Annotated in this window: 12 protein-coding genes; 7 read left to right on the forward strand and 5 right to left on the reverse strand. The window is 69.2% G+C overall.

What is annotated here, in order from left to right; translation table 11 throughout:
• Nucleotides 1-79 precede the first annotated feature (79 nt).
• Nucleotides 80-4,786 (reverse strand): SDR family NAD(P)-dependent oxidoreductase, encoded by a 4,707-nt coding sequence (locus SACE_RS21690; RefSeq protein WP_011874360.1) that lies wholly within the window; start codon nt 4,784-4,786, stop codon nt 80-82.
• 17 nt (nt 4,787-4,803) lie between these two features.
• The gene (locus SACE_RS21695; RefSeq protein ID WP_009950596.1) at nt 4,804-5,994 is read right to left on the reverse strand and encodes an aminotransferase class I/II-fold pyridoxal phosphate-dependent enzyme; all 1,191 of its coding nucleotides are present in this window, start codon (nt 5,992-5,994) and stop codon (nt 4,804-4,806) included.
• Nucleotides 5,995-6,703: 709 nt separating this feature from the next.
• Between SACE_RS21695 and SACE_RS21700 the strand changes: the two genes are divergently transcribed.
• From SACE_RS21700 to SACE_RS21720, 5 genes are all read left to right on the forward strand, one after another.
• Nucleotides 6,704-8,425 (forward strand): AfsR/SARP family transcriptional regulator, encoded by a 1,722-nt coding sequence (locus SACE_RS21700; RefSeq protein ID WP_011874361.1) that lies wholly within the window; start codon nt 6,704-6,706, stop codon nt 8,423-8,425.
• Nucleotides 8,426-8,781: 356 nt separating this feature from the next.
• Entirely contained in the window at nt 8,782-9,039 is a 258-nt protein-coding gene (locus tag SACE_RS21705) for a hypothetical protein (RefSeq protein ID WP_009950594.1), read from the forward strand.
• Nucleotides 9,036-9,359: a lamin tail domain-containing protein gene (locus SACE_RS21710; RefSeq protein WP_009950593.1), complete on the forward strand. Its 324-nt coding sequence runs from the start codon at nt 9,036-9,038 to the stop codon at nt 9,357-9,359. Before SACE_RS21705 ends, SACE_RS21710 begins: the two co-directional genes overlap by 4 nt.
• A 7-nt stretch (nt 9,360-9,366) precedes the next feature.
• On the forward strand, nt 9,367-9,663 hold the full coding sequence (locus tag SACE_RS21715) for an ArsR/SmtB family transcription factor (RefSeq protein WP_009950591.1): 297 nt from the start codon (nt 9,367-9,369) through the stop codon (nt 9,661-9,663).
• Complete coding sequence (locus SACE_RS21720) at nt 9,660-10,049, forward strand: VOC family protein (RefSeq protein WP_009950589.1); 390 nt, start codon at nt 9,660-9,662, stop codon at nt 10,047-10,049. The genes SACE_RS21715 and SACE_RS21720 overlap by 4 nt, the downstream gene beginning before the upstream one ends.
• A 68-nt stretch (nt 10,050-10,117) precedes the next feature.
• On the opposite strand, the gene SACE_RS21725 is transcribed toward SACE_RS21720, so the two are convergent.
• From SACE_RS21725 to SACE_RS21735, 3 genes are all read right to left on the reverse strand, one after another.
• Nucleotides 10,118-10,450, reverse strand: a complete 333-nt coding sequence (locus SACE_RS21725) for a hypothetical protein (protein WP_011874362.1) — start codon at nt 10,448-10,450, stop codon at nt 10,118-10,120.
• 160 nt (nt 10,451-10,610) lie between these two features.
• Nucleotides 10,611-12,026, reverse strand: coding sequence for a GGDEF domain-containing protein (locus SACE_RS21730; protein WP_231849720.1), 1,416 nt, complete (start codon nt 12,024-12,026; stop codon nt 10,611-10,613).
• Nucleotides 12,027-12,378: 352 nt separating this feature from the next.
• Nucleotides 12,379-13,008 (reverse strand): MBL fold metallo-hydrolase, encoded by a 630-nt coding sequence (locus SACE_RS21735; RefSeq protein WP_011874363.1) that lies wholly within the window; start codon nt 13,006-13,008, stop codon nt 12,379-12,381.
• A 399-nt stretch (nt 13,009-13,407) separates the two neighbouring features.
• Here SACE_RS21735 and SACE_RS21740 point away from each other — a divergent pair, with 399 nt between their 5' ends.
• Together SACE_RS21740 and SACE_RS21745 are read left to right on the forward strand one after the other, a co-directional pair.
• Complete coding sequence (locus SACE_RS21740) at nt 13,408-13,755, forward strand: bifunctional 3-phenylpropionate/cinnamic acid dioxygenase ferredoxin subunit (protein ID WP_011874364.1); 348 nt, start codon at nt 13,408-13,410, stop codon at nt 13,753-13,755.
• A 478-nt stretch (nt 13,756-14,233) separates the two neighbouring features.
• Entirely contained in the window at nt 14,234-16,075 is a 1,842-nt protein-coding gene (locus SACE_RS21745) for a BCCT family transporter (protein WP_009950584.1), read from the forward strand.
• The last annotated feature ends 130 nt before the right edge of the window (nt 16,076-16,205 follow it).

Consider the following 16,205-nt stretch of genomic DNA (forward strand, 5'->3'; position numbering starts at 1 on the left):
CGCCGGTGGCGAAGTGGCCGGCATCGGACGGGGACCCGGTGCGGTCACCACGCGGCGACCGCACCGGGCTCGGATGGCGTCAGCGCCGCGGCTCGACAGCGTCCTCGGCGACCTTGGTCAGCACGAGGTCGGTGATGTCGCACAGCAGCCGGCCTGCGTCGTCGATGATCTGGGTGTCCACGTGGATCGGGACCTCGGCCGAGGTCTCCATCCTGGTGACCCTGCTGAACGCGTAGACCCGCTCGGTGGGCAGCGGCGAGCGGTGGAACCGCATCGTCCCGATCGAGACCGGCACGCAGAACCTGCCCGTCTCCTCGTAGATCCACATCAGCGGGGCCCGCCACGCGTTGTCGATCACCGTCGGCATCGCGCTGAACCGCGGTGAGGTCCCGAAGGAGAACAGCCCCCTGTTGTGCGGCACCACGATCTCGCCGACGACCGACGAGTCGCCGGTGGAGCGGACCGACCGCACGTGGCGGAACGTCGGACCGAACAGCAGGTGCCGGGACGTCCGCTCGTAGAAGGACTCCAGGTCCATCTCGCGGCCGTCGGCCAGCAGCTCCGGCACCGACACCGCCGGCTCTCCAGCGGCCGGCGCCTGCTCGGCGAACCAGTACCTGCCCCGGGAATGCAGCCGGTCGGCCTCCAGCACCCGACCACCGGGACCGACCAGGTCCGAGCGGATCTCGGCGGAGACCTGCGTGCGGTCACCACCGTCGTCGGACACCTCGGCCCGGACCGAGAGCGTCAGCGGGAACTTCGGGTTGTCCTTGACGAACCTCAGCAGCTCGACGTCCTCGGCCGCCACCAGCGACCCGCCGGGCACCGCCAGCCCGCTCGCCTCGGCATGCGCCTCGACGTGGAACACGGCGGGGAAGGTGCCCGCGCCGCGCACCGCGTGGTCCTCCAGGTACAGGTCGACGTCGCCGCGCAGCCGCTTGGCCGCGTGCACCGACGAATCGCCGCGGTGGTGGACCTCGTCGAGCAGCGGGTGGTTGAGCCGGTCGGCGACGTGGCCGGTGGGACCGACCGGGGTCGCGATCCGCGCCTTCTCCTCGTCCAGGGCGGCGTCCATCCCTCCCCAGCTGTTGGTCCCGATGTCACCGCTGATGAAGGTCTCCGGGTCGAACCCGCCGTAGGAGAGCTCGCGGACCAGCGTCTGCACGCCCTCCTCGATGCCCACGAAGCTCATGCCGCGCTGACCTTCCTGGACCTTGCGCACCGAGTCGTCGGTGGCCATCCCGGTGCCCACCCACGCCGTCCACGCGATGGTGAACATCCGGCTGCCGGGCAGGATCCGGGCCATCTGCGCCGACATCTTGGGCATGACGTCGGCGGCGGCGGTGTAGTCCACCTGGCCGTCCATGCCGATGCGCCCGAGGATCGAGCCGACCAGCGCGACGAACCGGGGCTCGTCGGCGGAGACCGCCCGCCAGAGGTTGTACGCGCCGTTGACCTTGATGCGGACCAGGTCCAGCGAGTGTTCGAGGTCCTTCTTGTCCGCGGTGCGCAGGGACTGCAGGCCCGCCCCGTGCAGGACGCCGGTGATCCGGCCGTGGCGCAGGCGGATCCGCTCCATCGCCTCGGCGACCTGGCCCGCGTCGGCCACGTCGCACTCCTCGTAGGACACCTGCGGGTTGTAGGCCCGCAGTGCCACGAGGTTCTGGTACAGGGAACGGCGGTTGAGCAGCCTGCCGAACTCGGCGTTGACCTCGGCCGGGGTCAGCGAGGGGTTCTCCTTCTTGGCCCGCCGCATGTAGTCCGCGCGGTAGGAGGAGAGCTCGTCGTCGTCGAGGCCCAGCCATTCCTCGTCACCGCCGGGCATCGGCGTCCGGCCGAGGATCACGACGGTGGCGCCGTAGGCCGCGACGAGTTCCTTGGCGCACTCGTAGGTGATGCCGCGAGAGCCACCCGAGACCACCACGACGTCGTCGGAGTCCAGCCGCAGCGGCTCCTGGAGGTCGTTGTGCTCCAGTTCCTGCGGCATGACCAGGACGATCTTGCGAGTGCCGTCGGTGTAGGCCACCTCGACGTTCGGCTCGGTGGTCGTGACGATCTCGTCGAACAACGCGTGCGCCACCGCCTGCGGCTCCTGCTCGGTGAAGTCGACCACCTTGGCCTTCATCTCCGGCAGCTCGAGGGCGAGGCTCTTGACGAAGCCCGAGGTGAGGCCGCCGAGGGGATCGAGGGCGGAGGCCGACTCCAGGCCGAAGCACCCGCCGACGGCGGTGGCCGCGAAGTAGCCGCCGTCCGAGCCGGCCGCCGCCAGGCCGGGGTAGCAGGCCTTGGCGGTCAGCAGCTCCACGGCCATCCGGGTGTCGACCTCGCGCGTCCAGCTCTCGACCGGGGCGTCCAGGGTCGACTCGCCCTCCGAGGCACCTGCGAGCTGGTACAGGTTGATCACCACCTGCACCTGCTCCAGTTCGTCGCGGGCCGCGGCGAGCGCGGCCTCCAGCCGCTGGGGGTCGGAGAGGTCGACCTCGGTCGCACCGTCGATCCCGGCACCGGCGGAGCTGATCACCCGGGTCCTGGCACCGGCGTCGGTGAGCCGGGGCAGCAGCTCGCGGCAGACCTGCCCGCTCCGGTCGGCGATGACCACGACGCCCTTGCCGGACAGGGAGAAGTCCGGTTCCGCGCTCGCGGCCGGCGGCCGCTCGACCGCCACCGGCAGGTAGCGGTGCGTGACGGTCTCCAGCTCGCGCTCGAGAACCGGCGTGTAGGCCGGACGGGTCGGCACCTCCTCGGACACCGCGGACGGCGTCCCGCCGGACTCGGGCAGGTCCGCCACGGCGATGAAGTCGATGACCTTGCGCAGGGTGTTGACCTCCGAAAGATCAACCTCCACATCCGCCGAAATACCGAAATGCCCCCGCACCGCGGTCAAAACCTCAACCTGCTTCACCGAGTCAACACCCAGATCAGCCTCAAGCTCCAGATCCAGCTCCAACAACTCCAACGGATAACCCGTCTTCGCCTGAGCCGTCTCCAACACCACACCACTGACCTCGGACACATCCCGACCAACCGGGACCACCTCCGACGAGGCCCCACCAGCGGCAGGCAGATCCGCCACAGCGATGAAATCAATCACCTTCCGCAGCGTGTTGACCTCCGAAAGATCAACCTCCACATCCGCCGAAATACCGAAATGCCCCCGCACCGCGGTCAAAACCTCAACCTGCTTCACCGAGTCAACACCCAGATCAGCCTCAAGCTCCAGATCCAGCTCCAACAACTCCAACGGATAACCCGTCTTCGCCTGAGCCGTCTCCAACACCACACCACTGACCTCGGACACATCCCGACCGGCCACCGGCGCCGCACCTGCGGGGGCCGCCTCCTCCACGGTGTCCTCGACCGGCGCCGTGGCGGTGGGCAGTGCCGCGACCTGGTCGAACAGGTCGCCGAGCGTGATGTCGCCCTCGACGGTGCAGGCGTCGACGCCCACGCCGAGGTGCTCGCCCAGCGCCCGCACGATGTCGGCGCGCACCCGGCTGCTGAACCCGAGGTCACCGGCCATCCGCTTGCCCACCCCCAGAAGGGCCGCGGGATACCCGGTGTGGCGCGCGACGACCTTGAGCAGCGCGTCGGCGTCGACGGTGACCGCCTCCGAGGTCGGCCCGGCGTTCGCGGGCTCGGCCACGTCCACCCGCTGAGCGGACTCGGACACCTCCGCCCGCTGCCCCTGCCACAAGCCGTGCACCTGGGCGAAGGTGATGAACCGGCGCACGCTCTCGACCGCGCCGACCGAGTGCACGTTGGTCGGCACCGACACCGCGTCCCGGCCGTCGAGGATCCGCTGGACCAGGCCGGACAGGATCGGCTTCGGCCCCACCTCGACGAACGCGCGCACGCCCCGGTCGTGGATGCGGGTGACCATGTCCTGGAAGCTGAACGGCGTCACCAGCTGCCTGGCCAGCAGGGCCGGGATCCGCGCGACGTCGTCTTCCCCGTAGTAGTCGCCGAAGACCGTGGACAGCACCGGAACCTGCGGCAGACGCCAGTTCAGCGACGCCAGCGTCTTCTCCAGGACCGGCACGGCCGGGGCCAGCAGCTCGGAGTGGAAGCCGTGCGACACCGGCAGCCGGGTCGTCTCCAGACCGGCCTCGCGGCACCGCGCGGCGAACTCGTCGAGCGCGCCGCCGTGCCCGGACAGCACCGTCTGCGCGGGCGAGTTCACCAGGCTCCGGGTGACTCGCAGGTCGCCGGTGCCCGCGATCACCAGCAGCCGCTCCAGCCGGTGGCGCGCCTGGTCGTCGTCGGTCTGCACGCTCAGCATGCCGCCGCGGTCCTCCGGCTCGATGGCCTTCACCGCGACGCCGCGCCCGTGCACCGCCACGACGCCCTCCTCGAGCGAGAGCGAACCGGCGGCGACCAGGGCGCTGATCTCACCGAGGCTGTGCCCGACGAGCACCTCGGGCTCGGCGCCCAGCTCCACCACCAGCCGGTGCAGCGCGATGCTGGCCGCGAAGATCGACGGCTGCATGACCTCGGGGTCTTCCAGCTCGCTCGCCGCGTCGTCGGAGAACACCAGGCCGGTGAGGCTGCGCCCGGTGAGCTCCCCGTAGGTGGCGTCGACCCGCCGGAAGGCGTCGTCGACCACGGGATAGCGCTCGGCGAGCCCGTCGAGCATGCGCGGGTACTGGGCGCCGTGGCCCGGGAACATCAGGCAGCTGCGGAGACCGTCGCCGGGCGAGCCGAGGAAGATCCCCTGCATCTGCAGCTTGTGCTGGACATCGGGCGGGAAAGCGGTCGCGGAGTTCCGGCCCGTCGGGGTCGTTGTCACGTCGGGACTCCTTGTCCTCAGGAGAGAATGCCGTGTCGCTTGCCCGCCTGCCCCAGCAGCTCCAGGGCGCGGTCGATGGTCTCGTCGTCCATCGCCGCCGACACGTTGGCGCGGAAGCGGCTGGTGTTCTTCGGGACCGCCGGGGGCAGCGCGACGGTCACGTACAGCCCGTCGTCGATCAGCTCGTTGGCCAGCTTCAGCGCGACCTCGTCGTCGCCGATCATGATCGGCACGACCGGCGTGACGCTGCCCATCACCTCGTAGCCCAGCTCCAGCAGCCCGGAGCGCAGGCGGGCGGTGTTGTGCCAGAGCTTCTCGATGCGCCAGGACTCGCGCCGCATGAGCTCCAGCGACTTCAGCACGCCCGCGACGGTCGGCGCCGGCAGGCTCGCGTTGAAGATGTAGGCGTGCGAGGTGTGGCGGATGTACTCGATCAGCCGCGTGGAACCCGCGACGAAGCCGCCCACACCCGCGAGGGACTTGCTGAAGGTGCCCATGAGGACGTCGGAGCCGATGCCGAAGTGCGCGGCGGCGCCCCGGCCGCCGTCGCCCAGCACGCCGACGGCGTGGGCCTCGTCGACCATCAGCATCGCGCCGTGCTGCTCGGCGAGCTTGCTGATGCCGTCGAGCGGGGCGATCTCGCCGTCCAGCGAGTAGACGCCGTCGACGACGATGAACTTCTTGGCGGCGTCGGCGTTGCGCTCCAGCACGTACTCCAGCTTCTCGATGGAGTTGTGCGCGAAGATCTTCACACTGCCTTCGGCCAGCCGGCACCCGTCGAGGATGCTCATGTGGTTGAACTGGTCGGTGATGATCACCGTCTCGGAGTCGCACATCGCCGAGATGGCGCCGAGGTTGGCCAGGTAGCCGGAGCTGAACAGCGCGACGGCCTCGGCGCCCAGCCACTGCGACAGGCGCTCCTCCAGCTCGTGGTGCAGCTTCGTCGTGCCGTTGCTGAGGCGGGCCCCGCAGGTGCTCGGACCGAACTGGTCCAGCGCGTCCTTCATCGCCCCGGCGATCTCGGGGTGCTCGGCCAGACCGAGGTAGTTGCTGGTGCTCAGCATGATGACGTCGCGGTCGCGCAGCCGGGACCGCGAGGCCTGGCCGGACTCGAAGGGCGGCTCGAGGAAGTACATTCCGTTGTCGCGGGTCTGGCGGACCCAATCCGCCACAGGCGCGATGGTGCGTTCGTACGCTTCGTTGATCACGTGACCAAATCCCTCTCCGTGCGTTGACCGTTCGAAGGGAGCCGTTTCGCCGGTGTACCCGGCGGCGTCGTCGGCCTGGAACGTGTCAGCCCGGAGTATTTCCACGCATTCGCAGCGCTATGCCGCGGCTATCATAGCGAGGTGCGAGGTCGAGTTGTGCGACGTTCGCCCGCGCGACGGATCTCTGACACGCGACGGGCGTTGCGCGGAAAGCGAATTCCCTGATAACCACGCGGCGGGAGTTGACCCGGATTCGCTCTTCCGGCCGTTGACAGACTCATTGTTCCGACAACGAGCGTTGCGCAGGAGCGTTGCGGGACATTCGGGACAGCCTTGACGGCTCGGCCGAGTCCTATACCCTGATGGCCGTTCGCACAACGGAATGCAGACCCAGACCTCTGCACAACCTCCGAGGCCGCCGGTCTTTAACAACCCGATATCCCAGCGGACGTTCCGACGGTGCAGCGTCCTCGAAGGTCCAGCATTCGAGACGACTGGACAGGTGAAAGGGGTCCCCCAGCATGACGCTCCTGCGGGTTAACCCGAGGACCCGCATCCCGGACCGATCCACATGTGCACCAGCCTTCGGTTCCGCGCCGCGCGCGTCGCGCCTTCCGGCGAGTGCACCGAGCGGCCGGCGGTGCCGCACGAACCGGGCCTTCGAGGAGTCCGCGCCGGGGTTCCCTTCGCACGTCACCGGATCCGGCTCATGATGCGCTTCCGGCTGCTCGGCCCGATCGAGGCCGAGGACTCCCGCGGGCTGGTGCCGCTGGGCGGGACCAGGCAGCGGACGCTGCTGGCCGCGCTGCTGCTCGACGCCGGCCGCCCGGTCGACATCGCCAGGCTCGTCGACGCCGTGTGGCCGAACGACCCGCCCGCCACCGTCCGCACCCAGTTGCAGATCTGCGTCTCCGGGCTGCGCAGGCAGTTGCGCATGCCGATCCGGTCGAACCACGGCGGCTACACGCTGGAGGTGGACGCGAGCACCATCGACTCCGTGCGCTTCGAGGTCCTCATCCGCGAGGCCCGCCAGGCGATGTCGGAACACCGCAGCGGTTCAGCGGTCAAGGCGTTCCGCGCCGCACTCGACCTGTGGCGCGGGTCGGCCCTGCAAGGAGCGCCGGGGCTGGCCGCCGAGGCGGCGCGCCTGGAGGAGCTCAGGCTCACCGCCACCGAGCAGATGATCGACGCCGAGCTCGACCTCGGACACCACACCCAGGTCCTCGGCGAACTGTCCGTCCTCGTCCGGGAGAACCCGCTGCACGAGCGGTTCCACGCCCAGCTCATGCTCGCGCTGTACCGCTCGTCCCGCCAGGCCGAAGCGCTCAACGTGTTCCAGGACCTGCGTTCGGTGCTCGACCACGATCTGGGCCTGGAACCCGGACCGGCCATCCAGGCGCTGCACCAGCGAATCCTGGTCCGGGACTCCACATTGGACTTGCCGGCGTCCGGGACGGACGGCCCGCCGCACCTGCCGGGAGAACAGCCGCCGCAACCGGCGGAGCCGGCGCAGGTGGTACCGCTGGCCGGCCGGAAGCGGGAGGTCCGCCACGTCGCGGAACTGCTGTCACGCGGCGGTCCACCGGCGGTCGTGGTCCTCACCGGACAGCCCGGTGTCGGCAAGAGCGCCGTGGCGACGGGAGTGGCGCACGAGCTTCGCGGCGTGTTCCCGGACGGCGTCGCGCACCTCGACGGTGAGGCCCTCGGTGACGACGGGGAGCACTACCCGAACGCGGTGGGCACGCTGTTGCGGCAACTCGGCATGCCCCGGGCGCAGCTCCCGCGCGACGCCGCATCGCGGTACCGCTACCTCCACGGGAAGCTGCGGTCCACCCGCGCACTGCTGGTCTTCGACGACGTCACCGACGAGAGCCGGGTGCGCCGGCTGGTGCCCGACTCCGCGCTGTGCTCGGTGCTGATCACGAGCAGGGACCGGGTGTGGACGCTTCCGCGGTGCGAGGTTGTGGAGCTCGCGCCCCTCGACCTCGACACGTCGCTGGAGCTGCTGTCGAACGCGATCGGGCCCGACCGGGTCGCCGAGGCACCGGAGGACGCCCGGCAGATCGCGCTTTCCTGTGCCGGTTTCCCCTTCGCCCTGCACATCGCCGCCTCCCGGCTGCGGTCCAACCCGAACCTGACCCTGGCCCGGAGCGCTCACGAATGCCAAACCAAGGCCAGGAAGATCGGGGCGCTGGCGGGCTGCAACCCGGACGTGCTGCGCGCTTTCGCCGACGGGTACAAGGCCATCAACGGCACGAAGAACGTTGTCGAACCGGCCCCGAACCCCGGACCCGCCGACGAGGTACCGAACGCCCGGCCCGCCGAGCCGACGGCGCAAGGCACCGAACGGCGCCGCGCTGCGCCCGTCCAGCGGATCCCGGAGAACACGTCACCGCCCGGCCGTCCGGCGCACGCCGTGCAGGCGTATTGACCTGGCGCGGGAGCGGCCAGGACGTCGGTCTCGGATGGCCCCGTACCGGAACAGCCGCGACGCCCTGCATCCTGCGCCTGTTCGAGTATTGACATATTCCGGATGTTTTCCGCTGCCCGGATTCACATCATCTGAAAATGAATCGCTGATACTGAACCGAGTTGTGTGATTCTCCCAACCGGCGACTACTCGATCGAGCATACGGCAACACTCGGCTCCACCATGGGCACGGCAATCACCGGCCGAACGAGTAAATCCGAAAACACCTCGCCAAGAGGCGGCTCGCCAGCACGCCTCGCCGAGTGCTCCGCACTGCCGTCCCGGCGGCCACTGCACGCCGAACGAGAGGACCTCTCATGGGTACTGTTGCGACCACGGGAATCTGGTCTTCGACCATCGGGGCGGACGGCTACCACACCTACGGCGAGGGCACCGACAACGAGTTCGACGTCGACCTCAAGGTCAACATCGCGTTCGAGGACGGCACGAAGACAGATCTCGGCTTCCGCTTCCACCACAACGAAACCGACGGCGACTACAACCCCGACCCGGTGGACCTGCCCGCTTTCATCTCACCGGAGACCGTCACCGTCGACGGGGCGAGTACAAGGTGATTCTCAGCGGCTTCAAGCGGGACGGCCAGATCGTCCGCCAGTTCGTCAGCTCCGAGGGCGGCTCGAACAGCGCCGACATCGTCGCCCTCTTCTCGCGCCTGCCCGCCAAGATGGACTTGGCGACCACCGAGGTGAACTACAAGGGCACGGGTAAGGCTCAGGCGGACGAGTTCGTCGAGATCCTCAACCGCGGCACCGAGCCGGCCGACATCTCCGGCTGGACGCTGGGCGCCGACGACTCCGGCCAGGGCTGCTCCGGCAGCCGCGCGACGAGCGGAGACGGTCCTCACCTTGACAGGCAAGCGACTACTTGCCTATAACTGTGCCGTGGACGCTGACCCCGACCTGTTCAAGGCCATCGGCGACGCGACGCGACGCACCATCCTGGACGAGCTGACCGACAAGGACGGTCAGACGCTGTTCGAGATCTGCGGCCGGCTGACCATGAAGCACGGCCTGGCCTCCTCGCGCCAGGCCATCTCGCAGCACCTCGCGGTGCTCGAACAGGCCGGCCTGGTGCACACCCGGCGGCAGGGCCGCTACAAGTTCCACCACATCGACACGGGCCCGCTGCGCTCGATCGTCGAGCGGTGGCCCATCGACCGAGAGGAACCGGACCCGTGATCCACATCAACATCACCAGCGTGTTCGTCGACGACCAGGCCAAGGCGCTGGCCTTCTACACCGAGAAGCTGGGGTTCATCAAGAAGACCGACGAGCCCGCGGGCGGGGCCCGCTGGCTCACCGTGGTCTCCCCCGCCGACCCGGACGGCGTCGAGCTGCTGCTCGAGCCCGACGGACACCCGGCCGCGGGCCCGTTCAAGCAGGCCCTGGTCGCCGACGGCATCCCGTTCACCCAGTTCGCCGTCGATGACGTGCACGCCGAGGTCGAGCGGCTCAAGGGGCTCGGCGTCGAGTTCACCCAGGACGCGACCGACCTGGGGCCGGTGGTCACCGCCGTCTTCGACGACACCTGCGGCAACCTGATCCAGCTCGCCACCATGAAGTAGCCACTCCCCCGGCGCACCCCTCAGTAGTTCCGCGACCAGGTCTTCGAGGCGGCCGCCCACGCTCGTGGTCAGCCGACCTTGAACGAACCTGCCGGGCGCCCGTCCGGGTTCCTGGCCGAGCCGTCCTGGCCCGGCAGGACCGTCGCGTGGGAGCTGCCCGAGCAGTCGGTCGAGTTGTAGAACACGACCTTCTTGTCGGTCGAGTTGATCGCACCGGCGACTCGGCCGCCCTCGTACGGGCTGCTGTAACAGCGACCGTCGGACGGGTCCCAGACCACCGCCGTTCGCTGGCTGATCAGGTCCAGCTGCAACGGACCTGTCGCGGCGACCGCGGATCCCGCGGCCATGGCCAGACATCCCGCACCGACAACCACGGCCATGCTCATACGGCGCACGTGCATGGAGCTCTCCTCGCCCAGGTGACCAGTTCCAACGGAGCTGCGAAGAGCACACCTGCGCACGGTGGGCTCCGCACCGCCGAGCCCACGATCCGGCGACGACAACCGCTCGGCGAGCCACGGTCCGCTCCACACGCCCGGCCGGCCTGGCGGCACCGCAGACCTAGGGGTTGATCCTGATCCCATGCCGGCCGGCGGCCTTGGCCTGGTACATGGCTTCATCCGCCCGAGCGAGGGCCTGGTCCGGGCTGTCGTGGTCGTCGAGTCCGACGTATCCCAAGCTGGCGCTGACCACGCGAGGAGCGCCGCAGACGAAGACGGGTTCGTCGAAAGCCGACTGGATGCGCCTGCCGAAGTCGCCGGGGTCCTCGGGCGCGGGGTCGAGGAGGATGACGAACTCGTCGCCGCCCATGCGGGCAAGCGTGTCCGTGGGCCTGATGCGGGCGTTGAGCCGGGCCGCGACCGCGCACAGCACGGCGTCTCCGGCCTCGTGCCCCAGGACGTCGTTGATCTGCTTGAAGTGGTCCAGGTCGGCGTACAGGAGCCCGAGGCTCCGGGGCGGCCAGGCTCGGGAGAGAGCCTTGTCGAGCCGGAACAGCAGGAGGTTCCGGTTCGACGCGCCGGTGAGGGGATCATGGGTGGCCTGGTGCGCCAGCTGCCGCCGGGCCACCGACAGCTGGCGCAGGGTGATGACCTGGCGCAGGACGACCAGCGCCACGACGGCGATGAGCGCGTACACCTCGCCGACATCCGGATCACCGGTGGTGGCCGTCGTGAACACGGTGAACACGCACACCGCGGCGAACGGAACATACGGCAGGAACAACAAGGGCGTGCGGGGCGTCATTTGCGAGAACTGGCGGTTCGGAGCGAGCGCGGCCCCCAGGAACAGCATTGGCCCGACAATGTAACCGACATCCGCGACCGGCGGTGCCATCGACGAACTGCTGATCGTGTAGACGTAGACCGCATCGGAAAAACCAATGGCGAGAAGGCCCAGTACCAGCCATGCCATGGGAAGCCGCAGCAGGCCGTACAACGCGGTGGCGAAAAGGATCGCGATGACGATCAGAATCAGGTCCGCCAGCGTGTAGGAAGTCACCATGAGAAGCCTGTCGACGGGCACGCCGTCGGCATGCCGGACCGCGTCGACGGTGAGCTTCCAGCTCAATGCCACCAGGCTTCCCACGATGATCAGCCCGTCGAGCACGACGACCGCGTGCGAGGGCGCCACGTCGTGTTCCTCGACCTTTCCGTGGTCCTTCTTCGCCATGCTGAGCACAGCGAAGAAGGCGAAGAAGGGAAGCCCGAGGTAAAGGGCATTCGCGGCGTTCGGGAAGGTCGCCGGGTCGATGGCGCGGTACCAGGTCCACAGCGCGTGGGCGGTGGCGAACCAGGCGAGTGCCACGACCATCAGCCATCGCCACCGCCGCTCGGCACCGGACTCGTACCATCCCGTCCACGCGAAGGCCGCGGCCGCGGCGACGGCGCCCACGACCCCTGTCAGATCGGCGACGAGATCACTGGCGGCGGGCTCCAGCGAGCCCGACACCACCAGGCCGACGGCAGCGATGCCCACGACGGCCACAGCGGCCGTCGTTCGACGCCAAGACTGCCCTTCGCGCATGTTGGACCTGGTCTCACCGGTCGTGGCGTCGCCGACGCCAGCTCGGGTGGTTGGACGAGTCATCCGGCCCGCGGATTCACGATAGCGCCTTCCTGACCCGCAACGCCCTGACCGGCGGCGGGGCAGTCCGCAACCTCGACCTGGCTCACCCGGCGCCGCGGCGACACCGGCCGGGAAGTGGATCTCCATGCCGCATGGGCGAACCGGCCCGCGCCGGAGACTCACTCGCCGGTCTCGCCGATGCTCACGCCCTGGCGGAGAAATGGCCGCCACCAGCGTGGTCACTCCTGGCGATCACTCGCCCTCACGCGCTTCGGACGAGCAGTTCCTCCAGGCGCGGCGACTCGGCACCGATCGTCGTCGTGGGGCCGTGGCCCGGGTGCACGGTCGTGGCCGGGTCGAGTCCCAGCAACCGGGTGGAGATCGACCGGATGGTCACCGGGAAGTCCGAGCAGGAGCGCCCGGTGGCGCCACGGCCGTCCGCGGAGACCGTGTCGCCGGAGAACAACCACGCCTGCTCGACCGCGTGCAGGCAGACGCTTCCCCACGTGTGACCGGGCGTGTGCAGGACTTCCAGATCGATTCCGGCGACCGTGAGCACCTCGCTGTCGGACAGCGTCCAGTCCGGGGCGCGGTCCGGGTTGACCCGGTCCCAGAGCGCGCGGTCCTCCGCGTGGATCAGCACCGGGGCGCCGACCTCGTCCGCCAGCGGCACGGAGGCGTTGATGTGGTCGTTGTGCCCGTGGGTGCACACGATCGCGGTGACCCTGCGGTCACCGATCGCGTCCAGGACCAGTTCGTGGTCGTGCGCCGCGTCGACGACCATCACCTCGCGGTCGTCGCCGACCAGCCAGACGTTGTTGTCCACCGCCGTCGCCGCGCCGTCGAGGATGTGCAGTCCCGACGTCAGAACCTTCTCCACCCGCGCGGTCATCACCGGACGACCACCGTGCGCAGCACGTTGCAGGGCAGACCCTGCGCCTCGGCAGGCGCACCTCCGCCGCGTGCCAGAACACCACCGACCTCAAGACGCACGGAAAACTCCTCGCGAGCAGAACGAACGCATGTGTTGCGCATAAGTCAACAAGTTCCTTAATGCGAGACATGTTGCGGACACGGCGGCTCACTGTCAAGAGCCGCGACAGCTCCGCCCCGGGGCTACCGCAGGGTAGCGGCGCGAAGCTCGCCCAGCAGTCGTACCAACCGCGTCACGCAGGCGAAACCCCACCCGGAGGGCCCCGAAGAAACCCTTGACGGCCACACGCCGTTCAGCGATCCTTGTTGCTCATTACGCCACCTGTTCTGTTATGCGCAACGTTTGGAGGGGGTGCTCATGATCGCCGTGTGCCGTGTCGAGGAGCTGCCGCCAGGGGAGTCGACCCGGGTCTTCGCGGACGTGGCCGTGGCCGTGTTCAACGCCGACGGTGAGTTCTACGCGGTCGACGACACCTGCACGCACCAGGACGCGTCGTTGTCGGAGGGGTTCCTGGAGGGCTGCTTCGTGGAGTGCCCGCTGCACGCGGCGTTCTTCGACCTGCGCACCGGGCAGCCGACCTGCCTGCCTGCCAAGCGGCCGGTGCGCACCCACCCCGTCACGATCGAAGACGGCGTGATCCACGTCCACGTCGCCGGACACGCCGGCCAGCCGGCCCACGAGCGGGAGCAGCAGGTCGTCGCGTAGAACGATCGCGGTCGTCAGCGCCTCTCCGCGGGTTGCCCGCGGCGCGGCGACCGCGCCGCCAACTCGCACACCGAAAACACGGCGATCAACGCAAGACAATCACGGAATACCGACCCCGATCACCGGAACACGCATCACCGCCCCCATATCGCGAACAGCGTCCCACTGCGACGGTATCCCGCCGCCACCGGCAGGACGGGATACCGTCGCAGCCATTTTACCGCGCACCCTTCCAAATGCATTCCACTGTGGACTCAAATGAATTCTTGACAGCTCGCCGTATGCACGGCAGGGTTTGTGCGCACTCGACATGTCGCCCACTTCTCAGAAAATCAGTAGGGCTTTTGTCCGGCACGCACCTCCGCAGTGTGCCGAGAGATCCTGTTCCGCCCGGCTCGGTCCGCGCGATCGGACACCTGAATCCTGTCCTCTTCCACGAAAACGAGAGGAGGCGGCGTCCACCGGGACGCCGAACGGCATGACTCCGCTCCATCCCACCACTTCCCCGGATCACTCCCCCGACCCCCCGCAATCCTGTCCCGAAGCCGACAAACCGGCTCGCGTCGACCGGACCGTCTTCGGCGTCTCCGCCTTCCTCGCCCTGGCCTTCGTCGCATGGGGCATGTGGCGAACCGACTCGCTGAGCTCGCTGTCCTCCGCCGTGCTCGACTGGTTGATCGTCAACGGGGGCTGGGCGTTCGTCCTCGTCGCCAGCGGCGTGGTGATATTCGCGCTGTGGCTGGCCGGCAGCCGCTACGGGCGCATCCCGCTCGGCGCCGACGGCGAGCCCGCCGAGTTCAAGACGGTGTCCTGGGTGGCGATGATGTTCAGCGCCGGCATGGGCATCGGGCTGATGTTCTACGGAGTCAGCGAGCCCCTCGCGCACTTCACCGCCCCACCGCCCGGGACCGTCCCGCCGGGCAGCGACGCGGCGATCGAGACCGCGATGGCCACCTCGCTGTTCCACTGGACGCTGCACCCGTGGGCGATCTACGCGGTGGTGGGACTGGCCATCGCCTACAGCAGCTTCCGCCGCGGCCGTCGTCAGCTCATCAGTTCGGTCTTCGCGCCGCTGCTCGGGCGCAGGACCGCCAACGGCCCCATCGGCAAGCTGATCGACGTGCTGGCGATCTTCGCGACCCTGTTCGGCTCCGCCGCCTCGCTGGGGCTGGGCACGTTGCAGATCGGCAGCGGGCTCCAGGCCGGCGGATGGCTGTCCGGCACCCCCGCCGTGGGGCTGCTGGTGGCCGTGATCGCGGTGCTGACCGTCGCGTTCATCGCCTCGGCGGTGTCGGGCGTGGCCAAGGGCATCCAGTGGCTGTCCAACATCAACATGGTCCTGGCCGCGGTCCTCGCGGTGTTCCTGCTCGGGGTGGGACCGACCGTGTTCATCCTCGACCTCGTGCCGTCGGCGATCGGGAACTACTTCCGCGACATCGGCCAGATGACCGCACGCACCGGCGCGACCGGCGGAGCGGCCATGCAGCAGTGGCTGTCGTCGTGGACGATCTTCTACTGGGCGTGGTGGATCTCCTGGACGCCGTTCGTGGGGATGTTCATCGCGCGGATCAGCCGCGGCCGCACCATCCGCCAGTTCGTCCTGGGCGCGGTGCTCGTGCCCGCCACGGTGAGCGTGGCCTGGTTCGCCATCTTCGGCGGCACCGCGATCGACGTGCAGCGCCACGGCACCGACGTGGCGGGCGCGGGCGCGGCCGAGGCGCAGCTCTTCGACGTGCTGGCGCACTTCCCGCTGGGTGCGGTCACCGCGGTCCTGGTCATGGTCCTCGTGGCGATCTTCTTCGTCTCGGGCGCCGACGCCGCGTCGGTGGTGATGGGCACGCTGTCGCAGCGCGGCTCGATCAATCCGCGCGGCTCGGTGGTCATCTTCTGGGGCGTGGCCACCGGAGGCGTCGCGGCGGTCATGCTGATGGTCGGCGGTGGCACCGACAACGCGCTCACCGGTCTGCAGAACCTGACGATCATCGTGGCGGCGCCGTTCACCGTGGTCATGGTGCTGCTCTGCGTGGCGCTGGCGAGGGACCTGCGCAGCGATCCCCTGATCCTGCGCGCCGAGAAGGGCGCCGAGATCATCGAAGCCGCCGTCGTCACCGGCGACGACCGCTATGACGGCGACTTCCAGCTCCAGGTGGCAAGCACCAACGGTGACACCGACGACTCCGATCCGGCAGAGGCGGACGGGGAAACACCGGCAGCGGACGGAGCCCTTCCGACCACTGTGGATGACATCGAGCCCGACGATGCCCCGGAGACGCTCGCGATCCGCTGGATCGAGGAGCAGAACGCGACCACACCGAAATGAGGGCGGCCGGCTCGTACCCGGACCCCGCATAGACCGTCTGCCGAGCCCCGGAGACCCCCGTGCCCCGCACGGGGGTCTCCGGGGTCTTGCAACCGGGACCGGGTCAGCGCATCGGCGATGAGTGCCGGCT

Origin of the sequence: Saccharopolyspora erythraea NRRL 2338 (assembly GCF_000062885.1) — a bacterium.
In the GTDB taxonomy this organism is placed as follows: Bacteria; Actinomycetota; Actinomycetes; order Mycobacteriales; family Pseudonocardiaceae; genus Saccharopolyspora_D; species Saccharopolyspora_D erythraea.

What these genes read in the sequence shown, in the direction of transcription:
- SACE_RS21700 (WP_011874361.1), top strand. Translation starts at nt 6,704, where the DNA reads ATGATGCGCTTCCGGCTGCTCGGCCCGATCGAGGCCGAGGACTCCCGC.
- SACE_RS21705 (WP_009950594.1), top strand. Translation starts at nt 8,782, where the DNA reads ATGGGTACTGTTGCGACCACGGGAATCTGGTCTTCGACCATCGGGGCG.
- SACE_RS21725 (WP_011874362.1), bottom strand. Translation starts at nt 10,450, where the DNA reads ATGCACGTGCGCCGTATGAGCATGGCCGTGGTTGTCGGTGCGGGATGT.
- SACE_RS21735 (WP_011874363.1), bottom strand. Translation starts at nt 13,008, where the DNA reads ATGACCGCGCGGGTGGAGAAGGTTCTGACGTCGGGACTGCACATCCTC.
- SACE_RS21740 (WP_011874364.1), top strand. Translation starts at nt 13,408, where the DNA reads ATGATCGCCGTGTGCCGTGTCGAGGAGCTGCCGCCAGGGGAGTCGACC.
- SACE_RS21745 (WP_009950584.1), top strand. Translation starts at nt 14,234, where the DNA reads ATGACTCCGCTCCATCCCACCACTTCCCCGGATCACTCCCCCGACCCC.